At 30.9% G+C, this 23,928-nt stretch carries 19 protein-coding genes; 9 read left to right on the forward strand and 10 right to left on the reverse strand.

The features are described 5' to 3' along the window. The first annotated feature begins 64 nt into the window (after positions 1 to 64). Together WAO74_RS04430 and WAO74_RS04435 are read left to right on the forward strand one after the other, a co-directional pair. On the forward strand, positions 65 to 3,319 hold the full coding sequence (locus WAO74_RS04430) for a VCBS repeat-containing protein (RefSeq protein WP_422159961.1): 3,255 nt from the start codon (positions 65 to 67) through the stop codon (positions 3,317 to 3,319). Positions 3,320 to 3,321: 2 nt separating this feature from the next. Further along, complete coding sequence (locus WAO74_RS04435) at positions 3,322 to 4,641, forward strand: vanadium-dependent haloperoxidase (protein ID WP_422159962.1); 1,320 nt, start codon at positions 3,322 to 3,324, stop codon at positions 4,639 to 4,641. Between the two features lie 56 nt (positions 4,642 to 4,697). Here the strand turns inward: WAO74_RS04435 and WAO74_RS04440 are convergent, their stop codons facing one another. The 6 genes from WAO74_RS04440 to WAO74_RS04465 form a co-directional block, all read right to left on the reverse strand. After that, on the reverse strand, positions 4,698 to 5,438 hold the full coding sequence (locus WAO74_RS04440) for a succinate dehydrogenase/fumarate reductase iron-sulfur subunit (protein ID WP_422159963.1): 741 nt from the start codon (positions 5,436 to 5,438) through the stop codon (positions 4,698 to 4,700). Between the two features lie 34 nt (positions 5,439 to 5,472). Beyond that, positions 5,473 to 6,012, reverse strand: a complete 540-nt coding sequence (locus WAO74_RS04445) for a hypothetical protein (RefSeq protein WP_422159964.1) — start codon at positions 6,010 to 6,012, stop codon at positions 5,473 to 5,475. 4 nt (positions 6,013 to 6,016) lie between these two features. Continuing rightward, positions 6,017 to 8,014 (reverse strand): fumarate reductase/succinate dehydrogenase flavoprotein subunit, encoded by a 1,998-nt coding sequence (locus tag WAO74_RS04450; protein WP_422159965.1) that lies wholly within the window; start codon positions 8,012 to 8,014, stop codon positions 6,017 to 6,019. Between the two features lie 11 nt (positions 8,015 to 8,025). Further along, entirely contained in the window at positions 8,026 to 8,700 is a 675-nt protein-coding gene (locus WAO74_RS04455) for a succinate dehydrogenase cytochrome b subunit (RefSeq protein ID WP_422159966.1), read from the reverse strand. 133 nt (positions 8,701 to 8,833) lie between these two features. Then, positions 8,834 to 9,448, reverse strand: coding sequence for a DUF6973 domain-containing protein (locus WAO74_RS04460; RefSeq protein ID WP_422159967.1), 615 nt, complete (start codon positions 9,446 to 9,448; stop codon positions 8,834 to 8,836). Positions 9,449 to 9,503: 55 nt separating this feature from the next. Next, positions 9,504 to 12,335, reverse strand: coding sequence for a WD40/YVTN/BNR-like repeat-containing protein (locus tag WAO74_RS04465; RefSeq protein ID WP_422159968.1), 2,832 nt, complete (start codon positions 12,333 to 12,335; stop codon positions 9,504 to 9,506). Positions 12,336 to 12,475: 140 nt separating this feature from the next. On the opposite strand from WAO74_RS04465, the gene WAO74_RS04470 reads away from it, so the two are divergent. From WAO74_RS04470 to WAO74_RS04480, 3 genes are all read left to right on the forward strand, one after another. Continuing rightward, positions 12,476 to 12,742 carry a GlsB/YeaQ/YmgE family stress response membrane protein gene (locus WAO74_RS04470; protein WP_422159969.1) on the forward strand — a complete coding sequence of 89 codons (267 nt, stop codon included), beginning with the start codon at positions 12,476 to 12,478 and terminating at the stop codon, positions 12,740 to 12,742. Positions 12,743 to 12,913: 171 nt separating this feature from the next. After that, a complete protein-coding gene (locus WAO74_RS04475) occupies positions 12,914 to 14,230 on the forward strand; it encodes a DEAD/DEAH box helicase (protein WP_422159970.1) in 1,317 nt (438 codons plus the stop codon). A 180-nt stretch (positions 14,231 to 14,410) separates the two neighbouring features. Continuing rightward, entirely contained in the window at positions 14,411 to 15,703 is a 1,293-nt protein-coding gene (locus tag WAO74_RS04480; RefSeq protein WP_422159971.1) for an aminopeptidase P family protein, read from the forward strand. Between the two features lie 62 nt (positions 15,704 to 15,765). On the opposite strand, the gene WAO74_RS04485 is transcribed toward WAO74_RS04480, so the two are convergent. From WAO74_RS04485 to WAO74_RS04495, 3 genes are all read right to left on the reverse strand, one after another. After that, positions 15,766 to 16,770 (reverse strand): sugar kinase, encoded by a 1,005-nt coding sequence (locus WAO74_RS04485; protein ID WP_422159972.1) that lies wholly within the window; start codon positions 16,768 to 16,770, stop codon positions 15,766 to 15,768. 70 nt (positions 16,771 to 16,840) lie between these two features. Continuing rightward, positions 16,841 to 17,623 carry an alpha/beta fold hydrolase gene (locus WAO74_RS04490; protein WP_422159973.1) on the reverse strand — a complete coding sequence of 261 codons (783 nt, stop codon included), beginning with the start codon at positions 17,621 to 17,623 and terminating at the stop codon, positions 16,841 to 16,843. Positions 17,624 to 17,723: 100 nt separating this feature from the next. Further along, positions 17,724 to 18,599 carry a winged helix-turn-helix domain-containing protein gene (locus tag WAO74_RS04495; RefSeq protein WP_422159974.1) on the reverse strand — a complete coding sequence of 292 codons (876 nt, stop codon included), beginning with the start codon at positions 18,597 to 18,599 and terminating at the stop codon, positions 17,724 to 17,726. 120 nt (positions 18,600 to 18,719) lie between these two features. Between WAO74_RS04495 and WAO74_RS04500 the strand changes: the two genes are divergently transcribed. The 4 genes from WAO74_RS04500 to WAO74_RS04515 all read left to right on the forward strand — a co-directional run bounded on the left by WAO74_RS04500 (position 18,720) and on the right by WAO74_RS04515 (position 22,527). Next, positions 18,720 to 19,283: a YceI family protein gene (locus WAO74_RS04500; protein WP_422159975.1), complete on the forward strand. Its 564-nt coding sequence runs from the start codon at positions 18,720 to 18,722 to the stop codon at positions 19,281 to 19,283. A gap of 5 nt (positions 19,284 to 19,288) precedes the next feature. After that, positions 19,289 to 19,870 carry a hypothetical protein gene (locus WAO74_RS04505; RefSeq protein ID WP_422159976.1) on the forward strand — a complete coding sequence of 194 codons (582 nt, stop codon included), beginning with the start codon at positions 19,289 to 19,291 and terminating at the stop codon, positions 19,868 to 19,870. Between the two features lie 9 nt (positions 19,871 to 19,879). After that, a complete protein-coding gene (locus WAO74_RS04510) occupies positions 19,880 to 20,470 on the forward strand; it encodes a hypothetical protein (protein WP_422159977.1) in 591 nt (196 codons plus the stop codon). Positions 20,471 to 20,775: 305 nt separating this feature from the next. Further along, positions 20,776 to 22,527 (forward strand): T9SS type A sorting domain-containing protein, encoded by a 1,752-nt coding sequence (locus tag WAO74_RS04515; protein WP_422159978.1) that lies wholly within the window; start codon positions 20,776 to 20,778, stop codon positions 22,525 to 22,527. A gap of 120 nt (positions 22,528 to 22,647) precedes the next feature. Here WAO74_RS04515 and brnQ read toward each other — a convergent pair whose 3' ends face one another. Then, a complete protein-coding gene (brnQ, locus tag WAO74_RS04520) occupies positions 22,648 to 23,925 on the reverse strand; it encodes a branched-chain amino acid transport system II carrier protein (RefSeq protein WP_422159979.1) in 1,278 nt (425 codons plus the stop codon). Positions 23,926 to 23,928: the final 3 nt, after the last annotated feature.

A 23,928-nucleotide genomic window follows, 5' to 3' on the forward strand; every position in this document is an offset into this window, starting at 1 on the left:
CCTGTTAAAATTATGTTAATGCAATTTTATACCTTTGTATTTACTAATAGTTTGTAAAATACCAATGTCTAAAAAATACCTCTTTGGAGTCTTTTTTTCTTTTTTTCTTTTTTTTATTAGTTGTAAAAAAGAGCAAGAAATTGCGCCTCAAAACCATCTACTAAATAAATTAGCAAGCTCTAAAACAAACATCAATTTTCAAAATAACTTATTAGAAGATACAGAGCATAGCATTATTAATTACATCTATTTTTATAACGGTGGAGGCGTTTCTGCAGGTGATATTAACAATGATGGCTTACCAGATTTATATTTTACATCCAACCAAAATCAAAATAAACTATACATAAATAAAGGCAATTTAAAATTTGAAGATGTAACCGAAAAAGCAAACGTCGGTGGTGCTTCTAGCTGGAATACAGGTACAACCATGGTAGATATTAACAACGATGGTTTGTTAGATATTTACGTTTGTGCAGTTTCTGAATTACTTGATTTTAAAGGACATAATGAATTGTTCATCAATAATGGAGATGGCACTTTTACAGAAAAAGCGAAAGAATATGGTTTAGATTTTAAAGGATATTCCACTCAATCTTACTTTTTCGATTACGATAAAGATGGTGATTTAGATGTATACATTGTAAACCATGCTGTGCACACGAGTATCTCTCATGGAAAAGCATCTCAAAGAAACAATAGAGTGCCTTTAACTGGTGATGTGTTATTGCAAAACAACAACAATAAATTTACAGATGTTAGTGCTTCTGCCAATATTTTTGGAGGTGTAAATGGCTATGGATTAAGTGCCTCTATTGCAGATTTTAACAACGATGGTTGGGATGATATTTATGTTTGCAACGATTTTCATGAGGATGATTATTATTACATCAATAATAAAAACGGAACTTTTACAGAAACATTAGCAAACTCATTTTCTACCATCAGTCGTTTTTCTATGGGAAGTGATGCTGCTGATATAAATGCGGATGGTTATCAAGATTTAATAACCTTAGATATGTTGCCTAATGATGAACGCGCATTGAAAGAAACAGAAGGTGATGATGCAATGTTAAACATGCAAGCAAATCTAAAAAACTTAGGTTACAAAGATCAGTATTCTAGAAATATGTTGCAAATAAGTGAGCAAGGAACTTACTATAACGAAACTGCACTTTTTAATGGAGTTGCAGATACAGACTGGAGTTGGTCTCCTCTTTTTGCTGATTTTAATAATGATGGAAATCAAGATTTATTTATTTCTAACGGAATTTTAAGAAGACCTAATGGTCTCGATTTTAAAAAATATGTGTCTAGTACTTTTAAAAAGTACGGAAATAAAGATGGTTTAAAATGGCTTTTCAAATCGATTAACGAAATGCCAAAAGGTGCTGTACCAAATCAGATATTTCAAGGAAACTCCTTAAAATTTATAGAAAAAACTGGAGATTGGATCGAAAACACACCCTCACTTTCTAATGGTGCTTTGTATGTAGATTTAGATTTAGATGGCGATTTAGATTTGGTTACTAATAATGTAAATGAAGAAGCTGGTATTTTTGAAAACACGACAAATTCTAGCAAAAATTATAGTTCCGTTCAACTGATTTATAAAGATAGAAATAGAGAAGCCATTGGAGCTAAAGTGTTTTTATATGCTGATGGTAAAAAGCAAACCAAACAAATTTTTAAATCGAGAGGTTTTTTATCATCTACAGAAGCAAAAGTTCATTTTGGTTTAGATACGATTTCTAAAATTGATTCTATTGTGGTTATTTGGCCAAATCTTACAAGTCAGAAAATAGAAAATCCAGCTGTAAATAAATTGGTAAAAATTTCTTTTGATCAAAATTCCAAACCTATAAATTTTTCTCAAAATTCTGGAAAAGAATCTATTTTTAAGAAAGAAAATATTCTTTCCTTTTTGCACGAAGAAGACATTTATAACGATTTTTTTAACGAACGTTTAATTCCGTATAAAACCTCTACACTTGGTCCTGCAGTTGCCATTGGCGATATTGATAAAAATGGGTTTGATGATGTTTTTATTGGAGCAGCTTCTGGTAAAGCTTCAGAAATTTACTTAAATAATGGTGTTTCGTTCCAAAAATCAAAACAGATTTATCTAGAAAATAGCACCCCTTTTGAAGATAATGATGCTACGTTTTTTGATGCAGATAATGATGGTGATTTAGATTTGTATGTAACCTCTGGAATAAATTCTGAACGAAAGAAAAATTTTGAATTCGATCGAATTTACATCAATATTAATGGTGTTTTTGAGCCTTCTAAAAACAAAACCATTTACAACCCTTTAAACACCTCTTGTGTTGCTGTTTCAGATTATGATAATGATGGTGATGAAGATATTTTTATTGGCAATTTATCGAATGCAGATAACTTTGGAAGTTCTATAAGTTCTGCCATTTTAAATAACGATGGAAAAGGTAATTTTACATTAAATGAAGCCTTTAAATTAAACTCAAGAGTAACTCAGGCTATTTGGATTGACGTAAACAATGATGATGAAAAAGATCTATTAGTTGCTACAGAATGGGATGCTCCTAAAATTTACATCAACAAAAACGGAAAATTAACCTTACAAGAACTGCCAAAAAACATGAATGGTTTATGGCAAGCTATTTCTGCTTTTGATGTAGATTTGGATGGAGATTTGGACATTGTGCTTGGAAATTGGGGAGAAAACAATCGATTTACAAAATACATCCAAAATCCTATTTTGTTGTACGCTGCAGATTTTGATTCTAATGGAAAAAATGAGAGTTTAATTGCATACAAAATTGGCAATCATTATTATCCTTTAAATACAAAAGACGAGTTGGCATCACAAATGAATTTTATTAGTAAAAAGTTTGTAAACCATGCCGATTTTGCGATGCAACCTATCGAAAATATTTTTGGTGAAGATGTTCTAAAAAAAGCTAAAAAAAGCAGTATTGAAACACTTTCTTCTGGCTATTTAAAAAACGAGAATGGTAGCTTTAAAATCTTTATTCCTTTTAACGCAAAACTACAACTTGCACCTATTACTAATTTTACAGAAATAGAAATTAATCAACAAAAACAATTGTTAATTACAGGTAATTCTTTAAAAGTTAACACCTATCATGGAGGGTATACTTCTTTAAAAGGTTATTTTTTAAAATCTATAAATGATGTAAAACCTGTTTATAATTTTGGTATAGAACCTATGAATAACCAAATAAAAAAAACTGCCATTTTAAAAATGAAACACAAAAATCTATTGCTTGTTTTTACAAATAATGATAGTTTAAAAACATATTCATTTAAAAAATAACAATGAAATTTTCTATTCGAATTACAGCTATAATTTCCTTTTTTTTGTTCATTTCTTGTGAGCAAGAACTTATTAAAATAACTTCAGAAGATTATCATAATATGGTTGATCAATTAACTGAAGTAATGATTCATGATATTTTTTCTCCTCCAGTTGCAAGTAGAATTTATGCGTACCCAAATATTGCTGCTTACCAAGTTTTAAATGCAGAAAACGGAAAATATAAATCTTTAGAAAATCAATTAAATGGATTAAAACCCATTGAAAATCTAAAATTAGAAACTACAACAGATAAAAATCTAGCAGCCTTAATTGCTTATTTAGATGTTGCCAAAGAATTGGTTTTTTCAAAAGAAAAAATAGAAGTTTTTAGAGATAGTTTATATAAAAATTGGTCTTCTAAAAACGACAACCAATTTACAAAAGCGAAAGCGTATGGTTTGTCTGTTTCTAAGAACATTTTAGCATGGATGCAAAAAGATAATTACAAGGAAACCAGAACTATGGCAGAGTTTAATGTGTACTCTAAAGACTCTTCTAGATGGCAACCAACACCACCTGCTTACATGAAAGGTATTGAGCCAAATTGGAATAAAATTAGAACTTTTGTGTTAGATTCTGCAAGCCAATTTAAACCCATTCCACCTCCAAAATTTTCAATGAAAAAAGGAACTGCTTTTCATACGGAATTAATGGATTTATACAATTTAACCAACGAAATTATAAAAAAAGGAAACGATTCTGAAGAAGTTGCAATTGCACAATTCTGGGATTGTAACCCATTTGTTGCAGTAAATAAAGGGCACTTTATGTTTGCATCAAAAAAAATTACACCTGGTGCACATTGGATTGGAATTTGTAAAATAGCGACTCAAAAATCGAATGCAGATTTTGATAAAACCGTTTTTGCATATACCAAAACATCGATTGCCATAGCAGATGCTTTTATAAGTTGTTGGGACGAAAAATACAGAAGTAACCTAATAAGACCAGAAACTTTAATTAATGCTTATTTAGATGAAAATTGGTATCCATTATTACAAACACCTCCATTTCCTGAATATACAAGTGGACATTCTGTAGTTTCTGGTGCAGCATCCGAAGTTTTAACCAATATTTTTGGTGATAATTTTGCTTTTGATGACACCACAGAAATCCCTTATGGATTGCCTGTAAGAAGTTTTACCTCTTTTAGAAATGCAGCAAAAGAAGCTGCTATTAGCAGAATTTATGGCGGAATTCATTACAACTCTGCTGTGAAAAATGGGTTAACTCAAGGAATAAGTATTGGTAATTTTGTGATTGAAAATTTAGAGTTATAAAAAAATAAAGCCTGATAAAATATCAGGCTTATAATTTTATATATTTTATTAAGAATTTAGATCGATGCTTTCATCAACTCTCTATTCATTCTTGCAATGGTATCTAAAGAAATTCCTTTTGGGCATTCCACTTCACAAGCTCCTGTATTTGTACAGTTTCCAAAACCTTCTAAATCCATTTGAGCTACCATGTTTCGAACTCTGTCTGCAGCTTCTACTTGTCCTTGAGGCAATAATGCATATTGAGATACTTTTGCGCCAACAAATAACATTGCAGAACTATTTTTACAAGTTGCTACACAAGCTCCACAACCAATACAAGTGGCAGCATCCATTGCTGTATCTGCTGCGTGTTTAGAAATTGGAATTGAGTTTGCATCTTGTGTATTCCCAGATGTATTTACAGAAATATAACCTCCTGCATGTTGTATTCTATCAAAAGCAGATCTATCTACAACCAAGTCTTTTATTACAGGAAAAGCTGCTGCTCTCCAAGGCTCAATAGTAATGGTATCTCCATCTTTAAACATACGCATGTGTAATTGACAAGTTGTAACACGTCTGTCTGGACCATGTGCTTCCCCATTAATATACATAGAGCACATACCACAAATACCTTCTCTACAATCGTGATCGAAAGCTACAGGTTGTTCACCTGCGTTTACCAACTGCTCGTTTAAAACATCCATCATTTCTAAAAAAGACATATGTTCTGAAATTTCAGTCACTTTGTAATCGACCATTTGACCCTTAGATTTAGCGTCTTTCTGTCTCCAAATTTTAAGTGTAAGATTCATAATTTTATGATTAGATTATCAAAAAAGAATTGATTTAAAAATCAAAATTCATGTTTGATGATAATATTTTTATTTTACTATTCGATTTATCTTTTATATCATCATAAGCACTGAGGGCTTTGGTAATATTTTCTTCTTTTTCTTTACTTTTACTGGATGTTACAACATTTGCACTTGTATGTTTGTCTAAAGCTTTTTTAAACCTTTTTAAATGCGTTTTGTTATCTGGAGAATATGGGTCTAAACCAACAGCAGCAATAAGTAATCCTATTTTAGCCCTAAGGTCTATCACATAAACTTTACCTGCTTTTAATTCTGCTTCAACATAATCTCTATTCTCAGAAGCTGCCCAAAATAAATGCTTTCCAGGATTACATTCGTAAGCAAAATAGGTTCTATTAGGCAAAGCACCTAAAAAAATATCCTTGTCATAAACTCTGAAATTTAAAGCACTTCCTATTGCATTGCTTCTAATAAAATAGACTAATGCTTTTCCTTTTTTAGGCTTCTGAATACTTTGTCCGAAACTAAATAAACTTACTGAGAGTAAGCATAATACGATTAGTTTTTTCATATAATTATTTATAAGATCTTTCTTTAACTTCTATGTTCTCATACACCAAAGGTTCTTTGTGTAAAACAGCATCTTTTGGCTCTCCTTTATATTCCCAAGCAGAAACAAACTGGAATTCTTTCATTCTTTTAGCTTCTCCTTCTTCTGTTTGGTATTCTTCTCTAAAATGTCCTCCAGCAGATTCTTCTCTTTCTAAAGCATCTTTTGCAAACAATTCTCCTAATTCTAAGAAATCTGCAACTCTACCAGCTTTTGCCAATTCTTCATTAAATTCATTTTCTGTTCCAGGAACCGAAACATTTTTCCAAAAATCTTTTCTTAAATCAGAAATTTCTTGAATGGCTTCTTTTAAACCTGCTTCGTTTCTAGACATTCCGCATTTATCCCACATAATTTTTCCTAATTTTTTGTGGTAATAATCTACAGAATGTGTTCCTTTATTGTTTATAAAGAAATCAATACTCGCTTTTACAGCTTTTTCTGCTTCATCAAACTCAGGTGTATCTGTTGGTATTTTTCCTGTTCTAATATCATCAGATAAATAATCGCCAATTGTATATGGCAACACAAAATAACCATCTGCTAAACCTTGCATTAAAGCAGAAGCACCTAATCTGTTTGCTCCATGTTCTGAAAAGTTTGCTTCACCAATTGCATAACAACCTGGAATGGTAGTCATTAAGTTATAATCAACCCAAACACCACCCATGGTATAATGCACAGCTGGATAAATCATCATAGGCGTTTCGTATGGATTTTCGTCGATGATTTTTTCATACATCTGAAATAAGTTTCCATATTTTGCTTTTACAATTTCTTGACCTAATTCTATAATTTTTTCTTTTGATGGATTTATTAAGTTATGAATTTTAGCCTGCTCTGTTCCATAACGCACAAATGAGGCTGCAAAATCTAAATACACAGCTTCGCCTGTTGCATTTACACCAAAGCCTTCATCACAACGTTCTTTTGCAGCTCTAGAAGCCACATCTCTTGGCACTAAATTACCAAAAGCTGGATAACGTCTTTCTAAAAAGTAGTCTCTTTCCTCTTCTTTTAATTCTGTTGGTTTTTTCTTTCTTTCACGAATTAATTTTGCGTCTTCTAAACTTTTTGGCACCCAAATTCGACCATCATTTCTTAATGATTCTGACATTAAGGTTAATTTTGATTGATAATCTCCTGAACGTGGAATACAAGTTGGATGAATTTGAGTAAAACAAGGATTTGCAAAAAACGCTCCTTTTTTATGAATTTTCCAAGCTGCTGTTACGTTAGAACCCATTGCATTGGTAGATAAGAAATACACGTTTCCATAACCCCCAGAAGCAATTACTACTGCATGTGCAGCATGTCTTTCTATTTCTCCTGTAACCAAGTTACGTGCAATAATTCCTCTTGCTTTACCATCAACAATAACTAAGTCTAACATTTCGTGTCTGTTAAACATTTCTATTTTACCACGCGCAATTTGCCTGTTCATAGCAGAATATGCACCTAATAATAATTGTTGACCTGTTTGCCCTTTTGCATAAAAAGTTCTAGAAACTAAAACCCCACCAAAAGATCGGTTATCTAATAAACCTCCATAATCACGTGCAAAAGGGACACCTTGTGCTACACATTGATCGATGATATTTGCAGAAACTTCTGCTAATCTATATACGTTTGCTTCACGAGATCTATAATCTCCACCTTTTACAGTATCATAAAATAATCTGTAGGTAGAATCTCCATCTCCTTGATAATTTTTTGCAGCATTTATTCCACCTTGAGCAGCAATTGAATGCGCTCTTCTAGGTGAATCTTGATAAGCAAATGCTTTTACATTGTAACCTAATTCTGCTAAGGTTGCAGCAGCAGAGCCACCTGCCAAACCTGTACCAACAACAATAACATCAATGTGTCGTTTGTTTGCAGGGTTTACCAAGTTAATGTGGTTTTTATAATCTGTCCATTTATCTTTTAATGGACCTTGTGGTATTTTTGAATCTAAAGCCATAATGTTCTCTATTAATGGTTTAAGTGATGATATAAAGCAATAAAAATAAATCCTGCAGGAACTATAATTGCATATGCTTTACCTATTTTGTCTAATTTTTTTCTTAAAGAAGCTGCTCCAACAGATTGAAATGCTGATGTAAATCCGTGCGCTAAATGCAAGCCTAAAAACACAAATGCAACAACGTAAGCACCAACTCTTAAAGGATTAACAAATTTATGTACCAATTCTTCATGATATCTAAATCCTTCAACACCTTCCATTAAACCAGACCAATCGCCTTTTATAAATTTGGTGTTAATTTCTGGAAACCAAAAATCTATAAAATGCAAAACAATAAATGCTAAAATTGCAATTCCACTATAAACCATGTTTCTGCTCATCCAAGATGAGTTTGCAGCACCATTATTTTTAGCGTACGAAATATTCCTTGCTCTGGTATTTTTTAACTCTAAAATAAAACCCATTACAAAGTGAAAAACAACCGCAAAAATTAAAACAGGTTGCAATGCAAATTGTACCACAGGATTTGTACCCATAAAATGAGAAACTTCATTAAAAAGTTCTGGGCTAAAAACCGATAAAATATTTATTGATAAATGCTGTAAAAGGAAGAACATTAGAAAGAATGCAGAAAGAGCCATGGCTACTTTTCTTCCAATTGAAGATTTGAAAAATCCGCTCATTGTTAATTTAATTATAATTTTGGATACAAAAATACGTCTAAAGAATTCTGAAAGCAAAGAAATTACAACGTTTTCGTTTGTATTTAGAATAAATTTAAATAGTTTGGTTAAACGATTAATAAATGTTTAAAAATTAGTTGTTAGAATCAATCAAACATTTATTATTTTCCCATTTTCTTTTTAAAGATTCTATAGAAATGATTTTACCATCACAAGTTAAAAAATTGCCTTTTTTGTCTTTTTTGATGATTTTCATTTTACCAGATTTTATAGCATTTATAACTCTATAAATCAGCCCTTTCTTTAAAATTTCACTACTTTTCTTAATTAATTTTAAACCCTCTTCGTTATTGTACAAATCCATATCAGTAGATATTTTATCTGGCACAAGACCATCTTCTAACTGATTTTTTTTAAAGGTTAGATAATTTTCTTTTTCATGGGCTTTTCCTAAAGAACGTGCAGCAGATTTTCCAATTTCCTGACGCAAACGCGCCATCCAAAAAGCATGTCTAAAAGCGTCGACTTGACCTCCAGAACCATCACCATCTAACAAATTTGTGTTTTTAATAGAATCTGAAATTCTATTTACTTCTTGTGAAATTCTAAATGCTTTTTTTGCCTTAAAAGGATGAAATAAAACCCAACTTCTTTTGGGGCTAGAAAGTTCGAAAAAGTTTTTGAAATCGGATTGAGAATGCATCGTAATTGATAACATCAAGAATAATAGCATTCGTAATTTTTTCATTTTCTATTCAATATAAAAGCCCTTCGTTTTATAATACGAAGGGCTTTTGTTGATTTTATTTTATCTCAAACTCGCTTTTGGCATCACCAATTTTAACAACGTATTTTCCTTTTGGCAAGTAATAAACATCGTTTTCTGCTTTGGTGATTTCTAAATCTTTGTTTGCTTTCTGGAAATCTTTTAAACCGTTTTTAGATAAAGATAAATCAAAATTAAATTCATTGAAACCTTTATCAGCATCCACAGAAATAGAGTTTACTTTTATATCTCCTTGATAAATATCTAAAATTACTTTTTTATTACTATTTGCATAAAAAGGTATTGAAATTTCTGGTTCGTAAACGTCTCTCCATTGACTTCTAGAACGTCCCCAATTTCTATTCTCTCTAATATTATCAATAGCAAAAATATGTGTTGATTTTGATAAAACCTCGTCTGTCATTTTTTGAAGTGGAGCAATGGCTGCTTTATACAAACTGCGTCCATGTGTTCCTACAATTAAGTGTTTTGCAGTTGGCTGAATTACCAAATCGTGGACTGCAACATTGGGTAGGTTTTTGGTAAAAATCTCCCAAGAATTCCCTTTGTTAAATGAAACATACAAGCCATTATCTGTCCCTAAATACAACAGATTCTCGTTTTCTGGATCTTCTTTAATTACATTTACTGCAGCTGTTGGAATAGATTCTCCTAAGTTTTTCCAAGTCTGTCCATAATCATCAGACATATATACATAAGGCGTAAAATCATCAAATCTGTATCCATTTAAAGTAGCAAAAACACGTTCTTTTTTATGTGATGATGCAATGACTCTAGAAACCCATAAATTTTGTGGTAAATTATCAGAAATACGTATCCAACTTCCTCCTCCATTTTTTGTTAAATTTATGTATCCATCATCTGAACCTACATAAATTAATCCGAATTGAAAAGGGCTTTCAGAAATTGTGGTTAACGTTCCATAAGCAACATTTCCTTTTTTACCTCCAGTAGTTAAATCGTCTGAAATGGTTTCCCAATCATCTCCTTTATTTAAAGATCTGTGTAATTTATTGCTTCCTAAATATAAAATGTCTTGATTGTGTTTTGATAACAAAATTGGGGTTTGCCAATTAAATCGATAAGGGTTTTCGCCTAAAGTGTGCTTTGGCTGAATGTATTCGTTTTTGCCTGTTTCTCTATTTATTCTAAAATAATTTCCAAATTGATAACCAGTGTAAACAATTTTTGGATTTCTATCATCTACCTGAACTTGCATTCCATCTCCACCCATAATGGACTCATATGGATTTTGACCCGATTGTTGCCAACTTTTATCAATCCTTGTATTGTTGTCTGCTACCCAAACTCCATTATCTTGCAAACCACCATACACTTTATAATTTTCTTGATTGTCTGCATAAACCGAATAAAATTGCCCAACTGCAGGATCGTTTAATTTTATCCAATTTTCACCATCATCATAAGAAAGGTTTAAGCCACCATCATTTCCATTTAAAATGTGTCCAGATTTTTTTGGATTTACCCACAAAGCTTGATGATCTGAATGCACATTTTCTGCACTAATTGATGTAAAAGTTTTTCCTCCATCTTTCGATTTTATAATAGGAACTCCTAAAACGTAAATTCCGTTTTCATCTTGTAAATCGACTCTAATTTCTCCAAAATAATACCCATAAGAACTGTACACATCTTCTAAAAAATTATCGTGTGTTTTATTCCACGATTTACCTCCATTTTCAGTTTTAAAAACCTCTGCCCCAATTACTTCTGTATCAAAAAGCATGGCGTTTGCATCCTCTAAATAACTGGCTAAATCCATTGGTTTTACAGTACCAACTCTTACCATTTGTTTTACATTTTGAGCTCTGTATTTTTCTTGAAAACCGTTATTTTTTAAATACGAGTTTAATTTTTTATCCTCTAATTTTAAAAATTCTTCAGTGGACATTGTTTTAAAATCATCTTTTATCAATTCATTTGATGATTTTTCTTTTGCATTCTTTGGTCTTCTAAATTGGCTATCATGCAAAGCATACACTTTATTTTCGTTAAAAACAGCTAAGCCAATTCTACCAACTCCATCTCCAGTTGGAAATCCGCTTTTATCAGAAATCTTTGTCCAAGAAGTTCCAGCATCTGTGCTTTTGTAAATCGTAGAATTAGAACCATCGCCATCAAAATCCCAAGCTTTACGCTCTCTTTCCCAAGAAGCTGCATACATTACATTAAAATTTTCTGGAGCAAAGTCTACATCAATAATTCCTGTGTTTTCATCAATAAAAAGTGTTTTGTTCCATGTTTTTCCTCCATCTGTAGTTTTAAAAATTCCTCTTTCTAAATTTGATGAATATAAATGTCCAATAACACCCACAATAAGCTCATCTGAATTTTTTGGATTGAGGACAATTCTACTCACATGATGCGAATCTAACAACCCAACATTCTGCCAAGTTTTGCCCTTGTCTGTAGATTTTAGCAATCCAATTCCTGCATAACTTGAACGTGAAGAATTTTTTTCGCCTGTACCAACCCAAATCGTTCCAGAGTTCCAATCTACAGCAATATCACCAATATTCTGGGTTGGAGAATTGTCTAAAACAGGTGTAAAAGTTGTTCCATTATTGTTTGTGTACCATAAACCTCCAGAAGCATAACCCACATAAAATTCTATTGGATTGCTTGGATTTACATCAACATCTGCAACTCTACCACTCATAACTGTTGGGCCAATATTTGTAAAGTTGATATTTTTTACAAGAGAATTTTTAGCTCGTTTTTCTTTATCAATTAAAGCTTTCTGAATAATCGGAGCATTTGTTGACTTTTGTTGACTGAATACTATTGATGTAAAAAAAATGAAGCTGAGGAAAAATACTTTTTTCATGATATTTGGTAAATATTAATTACAGTTAAGATTGATTTTTTTAATAATTTTTACTAAAATATTGGTTTTTAAAGACTTCTTTTGGTATTTGTGGTTATTTTTTTTTAAATTGCTGTAATTAATCAATTAAATTTTAAAAGATGGGATTTTTATACACAATAATTATTGGAGCTATTTGTGGTTACATTGCAGATGTTCTAATGAGAGACAATGGTTTTGGCTTATTAGTTAATATTATTATTGGTATTGCAGGTAGTTTTGTAGGAGATTGGCTTTATGGACAATTAGGTTTAAAAATAAATGTAAGTCCATATTGGTTAGAAGACATCATAGTTGGTGCTACTGGTGCAATTGTAATTCTTTTTTTAGTAGGTGTTTTAAGAGGCACTCGTTCAAGAAGAAGATAATAATCTCCAACCCAGAATAAAACAAAAAGATGCTTAAAAGCATCTTTTTTTATTTTAACTATCCCAGTTCTCTATATAATTTATGAATACTCTATTTTAAAGAAAGAATCAACCTACATTTGCACTACTATTTAGAAGCAACATAAAGAGCGTGTTTCTTAAAAATTATATATGACATTTAAATCTTTAGGCCTATCTGATGCCTTTATAAAAGCAGTAGAAGAAAAAGGATACACAACTCCATCTCCAATACAACAAAAAGCAATTCCACATATTTTACAAGGAAAAGATGTATTAGCATCTGCCCAAACAGGAACAGGAAAAACAGCAGGGTTTACTTTGCCTGTTTTGCAATATTTAGTAGAAACTAAACATGAAAAATACAGACCTTTACGTGCATTAGTTCTAACTCCAACAAGAGAATTGGCAGCTCAAGTTTATGAAAATGTAAGAGAATATAGTAAGTATGTAGATATAAAGTCTGCAGTTATTTTTGGAGGTGTAAAACCTGCTTCACAAATCGCCACGTTAAGAAGAGGTGTAGACATTTTAGTGGCAACACCTGGAAGATTGTTAGATTTACACGATCAAAAAGCGGTTTCTTTTAAACGAATTGATGTGTTAATTTTAGATGAAGCAGACAGAATGTTAGACATGGGTTTTGCTAGAGATTTGAACAAACTCATCAGTTTTATGCCTACAAAACGTCAAAATTTGATGTTTTCTGCAACTTTTTCTGATGATATAAAGAAGTTGGCTAGTGGTATATTAAACAATCCTGTTGAAGTTGAAACTGCGCCACAAAATGCAACTGCACAGAAAGTTAGCCATAAAGTATATAAAATTGATAAAAAAAGAAAAACCGAGTTTACTATTAAATTGATTAAAGACAATAATATAGACCAAGTTTTAATTTTTACAAGAACAAAACATGGTGCCAATAAATTAACTCAGAACTTAGTAAAAGCTAAAATTTCTGCTGCAGCTATTCATGGGAACAAAAGTCAGGGAGCAAGAACAAAAGCCCTACAAAACTTTAAAGAGAATTCTATTAAAGTTTTAGTTGCCACAGACATTGCTGCTCGTGGTTTAGACATTCCTTTATTGCCACATGTAATTAATTACGAACTACCAAATGTACCTGAAGATTATGTACATAGAATAGGAAGAACAGGGAGAGCAGGAGCTGAAGGCGAGGCTATTTCTTTAGTTTGTAGTGAGGAAACAGAATACCAAAGTGAAATTGAAAAAATACTTAAAGAGCGATTAGAAACCTCTATTATAGAAGGCTTTGAGCCTATAGATACTGCACCACCAAAAAGGGCTGCAACACAAAGTAAAGGTTCTTTTGGGAAAAAGAAAAAAGGAGGAAATTCAGGTTCATCCAATGAAAACAAACCAAAAGGGAAGCCTCATTTTAAAGGCAATAAACCCGCAAATGCCTCTGGTAGCCGAAGAACTGGAGCTCCTAAAAAGAAGCGTTATTAATTTACAATTAAAAGTGTATTCTTAAGTTATTATACCTGCAAGGCTTTAAAAGTCTAGCAGGTTTTTTTTAGATTTAATTCGTCTACAAAAACTTAAAATTAACCTTTTAGAATACTATTTAAATCTCATTTTAAATTGGTGTTTATTATTGTTACCTTTGGTTTATAAACTTTTTTCGAAATGAAATATCACTCTATAAATTCAGCACTTTTTATTAAAAATCGTAAAAATTTTGCTTCTGCAATGCAACCAAAAAGTATTGCCGTTTTTAATTCTAACGACATTTATCCTATAAGTGCAGACAGTACAATGCCTTTTGAGCAACATCGAGATATTTTTTATTTAAGTGGTGTAGATCAAGAAGAGAGCATTTTAATGCTTTTTCCTGATTGCCCAAATAACGATTTAAAAGAAGTTTTATTTGTTAGAGAAACCAACGATCATATTGCTGTTTGGGAAGGTGAAAAACTAACCAAAGAAGCTGCTTTTAAAACTTCTGGAATTAAAACAGTTTATTGGCTGCAAGACCTGGAAAAAGTCTTGTTTGAAATGAGTTCTTATGCAGACACTTTTTACATCAACACAAACGAACATTACAGAGCTTCTGTAGAAACTGAAACTCGCGAAGACAGATTTACAAAATGGTTATTGGCAAAATATCCTGCACATTCTGTGGCAAAAAGTAATCCTATTTTACAACGTTTACGTTCTGTAAAAGATCAAATTGAGTTGGATTTAATGCAGCATGCATGTAATATTACAGAAAAAGGTTTTAGACGTATTTTAAACTTTGTAAAACCCAATGTTTGGGAATATGAAATTGAAGCAGAATTGGTGCATGAGTTTATAAAAAACAGATCTAAAGGTTTTGCATATACTCCAATTATAGCATCAGGAAATAATGCAAATGTGTTGCACTATATTGAGAATAATCAACAGTGTAAAAGTGGTGATTTAATCTTATTTGATATTGCAGCAGAATATGCCAATTATAAAAGTGATTTGTCTAGAACTATTCCTGTTTCTGGGAGGTTTTCTGAAAGACAAAAAGCAGTTTACAATGCTGTAAATCATGTTAAAAAAGAAGCTACAAAACTATTAGTTCCTGGCACTTTATGGAAAGAATATCATGTAGAAGTTGGTAAAATTATGACTTCAGAATTGTTAAAACTAGGTTTGTTAGACAAAGCTGATGTGCAAAATGAAGACCCAAAATGGCCTGCATATAAAAAGTATTTTATGCACGGAACCAGTCATCATATTGGTTTAGATACACATGATTATGGTTTGTTACATGAACCCATGCAAGCAAATATGGTTTTTACTGTAGAACCTGGAATATACATACCAAAAGAAGGTTTTGGTATTCGTTTAGAAGATGATGTTGTTGTTCAAGAAAAAGGAGAGCCTTTTAATTTGATGGGAAATATACCTATTGAAGCTGATGAAATAGAGGAATTGATGCAAGGTTAAACCTTGAAATAAGAAGTAAAAAAAGCGAGTTGAAGAACTCGCTTTTTTAGGTTGTATAAATTTTATCTTGTAAACCTACCTGTAGTATTACCATTTAAAATCGTCATCACATCTTTTTCGTTTGCGTAATTTACATCCCCTAAATAGGTATGTTTAATGGCGCAAGCTGCATTGCCAAACTCCATGGCTTTGTAATCATCAAAATGTTGTAAGCCATGAATAATTCCAGCAGCAAAAGCATCACCTGTACCAATTCTATCTACAATATGTGTAATGTCTAATTCATTCGTTTCTTTGAATTCAGTTCCATTCCACATTCTTGCTTTAATTTTATGCCAAGAAGAATTAATAGAAGTTCTTATTTTATCGAACACTTTTTCTATAGATGGAAATTGTTCCATTAAATGTTTACTTGCCTTTATAAAATCGTCATTAGAATACGAATAATTCGTTTCTAAAAGCTCGTTTATTTCATTAATTCCGCCAATATAAATGGTAGAGTAATTAATTAATTCTGATAAAACCTCCTTTGCGTTTTCGCCATATTTCCACAAACCAGCTCTATAAGTTGGGTCTGCAGAAACTGTCATTCCTTTTTTTCTAGCCAATTTTAAACCTTCTAATAAAGTTTGTTGACTACCTCTATTTAACGCAGGTGTAATTCCTGTCCAATGAAACCATGTTCCATTTTCTAATGCTGTTTTCCAATCCACCATTTCTGGTTTAATTTCTGAAAAAGAAGAATGAGATCTGTTGTAAGAAATAGAACTTGGCCTCATTACTGCACCAACTTCTAAAAAATAAACTCCTAAAGGTCTAGAAGAGCGAACTATAGACGAAGTGTCTAAGTCGAATTTATTTAAATAAGAAAGCGCTGTGTCACCAATAAAATCATCAGAAATGCAAGAAATGTGTTTTACTTTTCCACCAAAATTAGCAATAGAAATTCCTACATTTAATTCTGTGCCTCCAAAATAAAATTCAATGGCATTCGATTGCACAAACTTTCTATTTCCTAATGGAGATATTCTCATTAAAACTTCGCCAAAAGTGATGGTTTGATTCATGTTTTACTTTTTTAAAAAAGTAAATATAAAAGATTAAAACTGGTAAACCAATTAAATTCCTCTAATAAATTTAAGCAAGTGAAGAAATAAAGTGAATGGTCTTATTATTAAAAGCTTCCGGTTTTTCTACATTTACTACATGTCCACAATTATCCACTACAAATAAAGAAGATGTTAAGTGTTTAGCAACAATATTTTTTATAGAGGGCAAGAACAAGTGATCTTCTGCGCCCATAATGTAAAGCGTGGGAATTTTAATATCTTTAGCTCTAAAAAAACGCAATAAAGGGTTAATTTCTGAGGTTAATTTAAACCAGCGTATAAACTCTTTTTGGTATAATTTTTTAGCTTCGTTTACAAACAACAATCTCGATTTTTTATGATTTTTCTTTGGCATAATAATAAAAGCAAAGAGCTTATATAAAAGCATGTAAGGGACTACAGATTTAAAAATTACACCCAACTTCATTAAAATCTGAGAACGGAAATTTAGTTTAATTATGGCACCACCCATAATCATACTTTTTACCAATTCTGGTCTTTTTTCTGCTAAGTTTCTTATCAAAATTGTGCCTAAAGAAATACCAATAAAATGCGATTTTTCTATTTGTAAATGCTCTATCACCTCAACAATATCATTGGTTATAGAATCGAAAGTGTATTTAGGATTAAAAGTGTCTTTTAGAGTTGGCTTACTATTTCCATGTCCACGTAAATCTAAAATTAAAACATTAAACCGTTTTTTAAAATCGCGTACTTGTTTAAACCAAATAGAACTACTACCTCCTGCACCATGCACAAAAGTTACCCATTCTTTGGATGTTTTATGTGAATATAAATAGTAGTTTAACAAATGTTATAGCGTTTATGTATCTAAAAATCAGTATCAAAAATACCATTTTTTAATTTGAAATAACATGTTTGACTATTTCTTAACATTATTTAAAGAAATTTTACAAGAAAACCTCTTTGTTTTTTACCTCTAATTTATACCCAATTCCATGAATGTTTGTTAGTTTTATAGCTTCGTCTTTTTGTAGCTTTTTTCTTAGTTTAGAAATATACGTATCTAAACTTCTACCTACAAAAACACCATTATCTTCCCAAACCTTTTTAGTAAGTTCTTCTCTTTTTACAGTCTGATTTATATTTGCTACCAAAACTTCCAGTAACTCACATTCCTTTTTAGAAAGTGCGATTTCTTTTGCTTGTTGCATTAATTTATTTTGTTCTGGATAAAAAATAAAACCTCCTAAAACTGTCTTGTTTTTATCCTCTACTATTTCTTGTTTATGGTTAAAAGATTTTCTATAAAATAATCCTAATAGGATTATTGGAATTATCATATATAAAAGAAAATTATACTTAGATTTTGAAGAAGTTTTATCTAAAAATTGCACTTCAATTACATAACATTTAATTGGCAAAACTCTTCCTGCACAAGGAATAATCGTTTTTTCTTCATTTGTATTTATTTCGTAACTATAGGCAACTTCATTGTCTAAACATTGTAAAACCTCAACTCTATAATTTTTAGATAGTGCTATTTTTTCTATATTATCCTTATTAATTTGAACAATGAGATTAGGCTCAAAAGAAAGCTCTTTTTCAAATGAAATTCTGAATTTATTTTCAGCAATTTCTTGAATAGGTAAAATTAAAGAAGTCGAATCTTTATTAGAAAGCAACAACTTATTTCCAACTTGCCTCAAAACAATTTTGGCTTTTTCCGAAAAACCTTCAACTTCATTTTTTTGAGGAGAAAAACTCCAAACAAAAAAAACAGATAAAATTAAAAGGATGAGATAATAAAATTTCTTTTGATTCATACAGTTACAAATAACTAACATTTTAATCAATTTTTACATCTGTTGACACTTCTTTTACATTCTTTTGACACTTTTTTCAATGGTTCAGAATAGTTTTACATCAAACTTAAAACAATCCACATGAAAAAATTATTTTTACTACTTATTGCATCTATTTTATTAAATTCTTTTTCGTATTCACAAGAAAAACTGAACATCGACATTCAAAAAAGTACTATAAAATGGATGGGGGAATACACTTTTTATTTTGGTGGACATGATGGTTTTATCAACTTTAAAGAAGGATATTTTATAAAAACTGGAGATGTAATTACTGGTGGCGAATTTATTATTGATATGAATTCGATTACAAATACCGATATCAAAGAACAACAAGGAAAGGAAGGTTTAATAGATCACTTAAAAAATGAAGATTTTTTTGATGTAAAAAAATTTTCAAACTCACAAATTGTGATCACAAAAGTGGAATATGAAGATAAAAATAATGCTAGAATCGAAGCTGATTTAACCCTAAAAGGAATTACAAAACCTATAAATTTTAGAGCTACATTTAATTATGCAGAAAAAGAATTAAAAACACGTTTTAAAATTGATAGAAAAAAATGGAATGTAAACTATGAAAGCAAATTTAAAGACGGTGCCATTTCTGATGCCATTGGTTTTGAGGTTACTATAAAATTATAAGAATTATGAAAAAAACAATCCTGTTATATATCTTATTTTTTTATATCTATTCATTTTCAGCACAAGAAAATGAAAAGCTATCTCTTTTAAAAAACACGAAAAATTGGGATAGAGAAATTATAAAGTTTCCTATTTCTTGGGCGCCAAATCTAAAAGTTAATGGCTTTGAAGAGCTTTTATTTATGCCAAAAAGAGCCGACCCAAAAAGTGATGAGTTTTGGTCTTTGGTTATTGCTTGGAAAATAGAAGCTAAAAAACCGTTATCTAAAATAGAAATTGAAGGTAATTTAAAAAGTTATTTTGATGGTTTAATGAAACCTAACCACTGGTCTGCAGATTTCCCAGAACCTAAAGTTAATTTTACTAGAAATAAAGGTCAAAATTCTGATATTAATTTTATTGGAAAAATGACATTTTTTGATGGCTTTTATACAGGAAAAGTAATTTACGTAAATTTACTGATAGAACAATATTTTTGCAAAAAACAACAAGAAACCATCCTAATTTATAGAGTTTCTAATAAAAATTTTAACGAAAAAGTTTGGCAAGAATTAAATGAAATAACCTTAAATAATAATTGTAATTAAACTAAAAATATGAAAAATAAATTTATCATAACAATTTTTATATTGTTCTCTATTGTTACAATTGGACAAGAAGAAGAGCATACAAACCTAATTAAATTAGACTCAACTTGGGGACAAGAAATTTTTCCTTTTCCTATTCGTTTTGCACAAAACATAAAGTATACAGGCATTGCAGAAGTTCGATTTCCACCAAAAGGATGGATAAATCCAGAACACACTTTTTTTTGGTCTTATACCTATGCTTGGAGCATCAATTTAAATAGAAAAATTACAGCAAAAGAATTAGCTTTAGATTTAGAAACATATTTTGATGGTTTAAATAGCGTATCAGAAAACAACAATTTAGATCAAAAAGCAGCAGCAATAATTACTAAAATTAAGAGAAAAGGTGAAATTACTTTTTTTGAAGGAAAAGTTGATACTTATGATCATTTTGCAACCAACAAACGCCTTATATTAAACGTAAAAATAGAAAGTAGTTTTTGTAAAAAGGAAAAGAAAACTGTACTTCTTTTTACCTTTTCGCCAAAAGAATTTAATCATGAAGTTTGGAAAACATTAAATAAAATTGATTTGGTTGATGGGTTTTGTGAGAAATAATTTTTTAAATGATAACTAAATTAACAAAAGAATTCATAAAATATCTAGGATCAAATTTACAGGTGATATCAACATCCTTTTTAACATTAAAATGAAAACAACAGCAACCAAACACCTTAGAACATTAGTAGTAAAATTGATTGTATTACTTAGGTTTATAACCTAAAAAAGAAATGTTCTAAATACTTATTGTATTGTTTTTGTATTGGTTTATTTTCCTGGTTATCAATTTTCTAAAATTATCTTTGCTGAGCTATTAGTGTAAAAAATACTCAAATTTGCAATCTGAATTTCAACCAAGAAAAATGAAAAAATTTATTCTTTTTTTAAGCTTATTTACTTTTACAATAAGCTTTTCCCAAAGTCTACCAATAAACTTTGAAGGTGATGTTTCTACCTCAGACTTTGTTAGTTTTGATGGAGGAACCGCCATTGTAACAAATAATCCAGAAAAATCTGGAATAAACACCAGTAATTCTGTTGCTCAAATTATAAGAGATGGTGGAGCTGTTTGGTCTGGGGGTAAAATTCTTTTAACAGATAATCTTGATTTTTCAGAATTCACAAAAATCACAATGAAAGTGTATACAACTGCTCCTGTAGGAACAATTGTTAAATTAAAATTGGAAGGTTCTGGACCATCAGCAGAAATAGATGCTTTTACAACAGTTTCTGGCTCTTGGGAAACTTTAGAATGGGTGTTTTTAGGAATTCCAAATACACTTAATGAAATCGTTTTTATGTTCGATTTTGGAAAAGTAGGTGATGGTTCTGCTACCTCTACTTTTTATTTTGATGATATAGAACAAGTGCAAGGCCCAACAGCTCCAAAACCAACTGCTTTACCTCTTGATTTTGAATCAGATATTGTAGATACAGATTTTTTAAATTATTCAGGAGCTACAGTAAGTGTAATTGATAATCCTGAAAAAAACGGCATAAATACGAGTACTAAAGTAGGGCAAGTAATACGTGATGGAGGTGATTTTTTAGCTAGAAGCTCTGTGTTTCTAACAAACAATTTAGATTTATCTACTATGTGGCATATTTCTATGGTTGTTTTTACCACGGCTCCTGTTGGCACAAGAATTAAGTTAGAATTAGATGGCCCTAATGGAAAAACAAATTCAGACTATTTAACGACAAAATCAGGAGAATGGGAAACTGCTAGTTGGAATTTTAGTGGACAAACAAAACCTTTTAATAAAATAAGCTTTTCTTTCGATTTTGGAAAAGTAGGTAATGGTTCTGCTACTTCAACTTTTCTTTTTGATGACGTAAAACAAATTGTTGGAGCTGCTTTGCCTGCGCCAGTTCCAACTACTCTTCCTGTAGATTTTGAAACTAGTGTAGTAACCTCAGATTTTATAAACGAAGATGGTGGAATTACAACTGTCATTGCAAATCCGCATGTAAATGCAAATAATCCAAGTGCAACTGTTGCTCAATTTGTAAGAAGTGGTGGCGCTCCTTGGGCAAAAAGTAAATTAGTTTTAACTAGTAGTATTAATTTTTCTTCACAAAATTCAATTTCTATGAAGGTTTATACAGATGCTCCTGTAGGCGCTTTGTTAAAACTAAAAGTAGAAAGTATTGTTCCTAATCAGTTTGCGGACGAAAGAAATGTAAACACAACCGTTTCTGGAGAATGGGCAACCTATACTTGGAGTTTCCCTTCTGATGTTCCCCCTTTATACAGTGTTTTATCATTAATGTTGGGTTATACAACACCAAATGATGCATCTGCAAATGCTACTTTTTTAATTGATGATATTGTACAAACAAGTAGCACATTAAGTACAGAAGACAATAATTTATCTAACATAGCAGGAATTTACAGCTACCCAAATCCTGCAAAAGATGTATTAACCTTTAGTTCAAAAAATAAAACTATCAATAGTATTTCTTTGTATACAATTCTTGGCAATCAAGTTGCAGTAATACAACCAAATAGTTTAAAGGCAACTATTGATGTTTCTACTTTTGCTAGCGGAGTTTACATTGCAAAAATTACAACACCTTCTGGATCAGGAAGTATGAAACTAATAATAGAATAAATATTTCTGCTTTTTAAAACATAGTAAACAATAGTTTTATTAGTAAACCAAGCCAATTTTACAGAATAGAATTGGCTTGCTTTGTTTTATGCAGTTCGCTTTTAAGAGGGTAAAAAGTAATTATTTTTTGTTCATTAGAAAGTGGTTCAAATTTACTGCTAAAAAAGTGATGAAAGCAGGCAGCACCCAACCTAAACTATACTTAGCAAAAGGAATAACTTTAATGATTCCTGTTAAGTTTTCTCTAGGTATAATAAACCCTAAAAAATCTGGAACACTAAAAATAAATGTTACCAAAACAACACCTCTAAAAACTAATTTAGTGGCATATTTATCTGGTACAATATTTAGTAATATCAAAACAATTGTTATTGGATATAAAAACATTAAAGCTGGCACTGCAACATCAATAATAAAACCAACATTATAACTCCCTACAACAATTCCAATAATAGAAGAAATTGCAGCTGTAATAAAATAAGCTGTCTTAGAATTATTGCAAATTCCTTTGATATAATCTGCTGTTCCTGTTACAATTCCTACAGCAGTTGTAAAACATGCTAAAGCCACTAAAACACTTAAAAAAGTTGTTCCGAAATTTCCTAAAGTTTGCGTACTTAAACTAGATAAAATAGCTGTTCTAGAAGCATTTTCTGCAAATGTTGCACTAAATAAAGAGCCACTTAAAATTAAACCTCCATAAATAACCAACAAACCTGTTCCTGCAATAAAACCTGCTTGTCTTATTAATTTTCTTTTGGCATCAAAAGTTGTGTGCGTGCTGTAATTTAAAGAGATGATAATTACGGCTCCTACAACAACACCTCCAATTGCGTCAAAGGTTTGATAACCTTCTAAAACTCCGTCAACAAAAGGCGTTGTAAATGTTGATGGATTTATATTTCCTGGAGAAGTGAAAAATGCAATTCCAATAATTATCAATAAAATAATGACAATAATTGGCGTTAAAAACTTACCAATTAAACCAATAACTCTAGATCTATTTATGGCAAAAATAAAAACCAAAACAAAGTAAATCACACTTGTTAAAAGTGCTGATGTTTCAAAAAAAGGTTGAACAGTCATTTCATGTGTAACTGCTGCAGTTCTTGGTGATGGAATTGCTATTGCAATAATATAGATTAGAAAACAATAAATGGTGCTAAAAATGGGTGATACTTTTTTCCCAAAATCGTACAAAGTTCCTTGTAATTTTGCATGTGCAAAAATGGCTAAAATAGGAATTGTAACTGCTGTTAAAACAAAACCTAACACAACAATCCACCAATCTAAACCTGCTTTTGCGCCTAAACTTGGAGGCAAAATTAAATTTCCCGCTCCAAAAAAGAGAGAAAAGAGTGCAAAACCTGCAATCCAAATTTCTTTTGTTTTGTTCATATA

This window comes from Polaribacter sp. (genome assembly GCF_049276715.1).
Lineage (GTDB): Bacteria > Bacteroidota > Bacteroidia > Flavobacteriales > Flavobacteriaceae > Polaribacter.

Excerpts from the sequence above, each read along its gene's own strand:
- WAO74_RS04430 (WP_422159961.1), top strand. The coding sequence starts at position 65 with ATGTCTAAAAAATACCTCTTTGGAGTCTTTTTTTCTTTTTTTCTTTTT.
- WAO74_RS04435 (WP_422159962.1), top strand. The coding sequence starts at position 3,322 with ATGAAATTTTCTATTCGAATTACAGCTATAATTTCCTTTTTTTTGTTC.
- WAO74_RS04440 (WP_422159963.1), bottom strand. The coding sequence starts at position 5,438 with ATGAATCTTACACTTAAAATTTGGAGACAGAAAGACGCTAAATCTAAG.
- WAO74_RS04445 (WP_422159964.1), bottom strand. The coding sequence starts at position 6,012 with ATGAAAAAACTAATCGTATTATGCTTACTCTCAGTAAGTTTATTTAGT.
- WAO74_RS04450 (WP_422159965.1), bottom strand. The coding sequence starts at position 8,014 with ATGGCTTTAGATTCAAAAATACCACAAGGTCCATTAAAAGATAAATGG.
- WAO74_RS04455 (WP_422159966.1), bottom strand. The coding sequence starts at position 8,700 with ATGAGCGGATTTTTCAAATCTTCAATTGGAAGAAAAGTAGCCATGGCT.
- WAO74_RS04460 (WP_422159967.1), bottom strand. The coding sequence starts at position 9,448 with ATGAAAAAATTACGAATGCTATTATTCTTGATGTTATCAATTACGATG.
- WAO74_RS04465 (WP_422159968.1), bottom strand. The coding sequence starts at position 12,335 with ATGAAAAAAGTATTTTTCCTCAGCTTCATTTTTTTTACATCAATAGTA.
- WAO74_RS04470 (WP_422159969.1), top strand. The coding sequence starts at position 12,476 with ATGGGATTTTTATACACAATAATTATTGGAGCTATTTGTGGTTACATT.
- WAO74_RS04475 (WP_422159970.1), top strand. The coding sequence starts at position 12,914 with ATGACATTTAAATCTTTAGGCCTATCTGATGCCTTTATAAAAGCAGTA.
- WAO74_RS04480 (WP_422159971.1), top strand. The coding sequence starts at position 14,411 with ATGAAATATCACTCTATAAATTCAGCACTTTTTATTAAAAATCGTAAA.
- WAO74_RS04485 (WP_422159972.1), bottom strand. The coding sequence starts at position 16,770 with ATGAATCAAACCATCACTTTTGGCGAAGTTTTAATGAGAATATCTCCA.
- WAO74_RS04495 (WP_422159974.1), bottom strand. The coding sequence starts at position 18,599 with ATGAATCAAAAGAAATTTTATTATCTCATCCTTTTAATTTTATCTGTT.
- WAO74_RS04500 (WP_422159975.1), top strand. The coding sequence starts at position 18,720 with ATGAAAAAATTATTTTTACTACTTATTGCATCTATTTTATTAAATTCT.
- WAO74_RS04505 (WP_422159976.1), top strand. The coding sequence starts at position 19,289 with ATGAAAAAAACAATCCTGTTATATATCTTATTTTTTTATATCTATTCA.
- WAO74_RS04510 (WP_422159977.1), top strand. The coding sequence starts at position 19,880 with ATGAAAAATAAATTTATCATAACAATTTTTATATTGTTCTCTATTGTT.
- WAO74_RS04515 (WP_422159978.1), top strand. The coding sequence starts at position 20,776 with ATGAAAAAATTTATTCTTTTTTTAAGCTTATTTACTTTTACAATAAGC.
- brnQ (WP_422159979.1), bottom strand. The coding sequence starts at position 23,925 with ATGAACAAAACAAAAGAAATTTGGATTGCAGGTTTTGCACTCTTTTCT.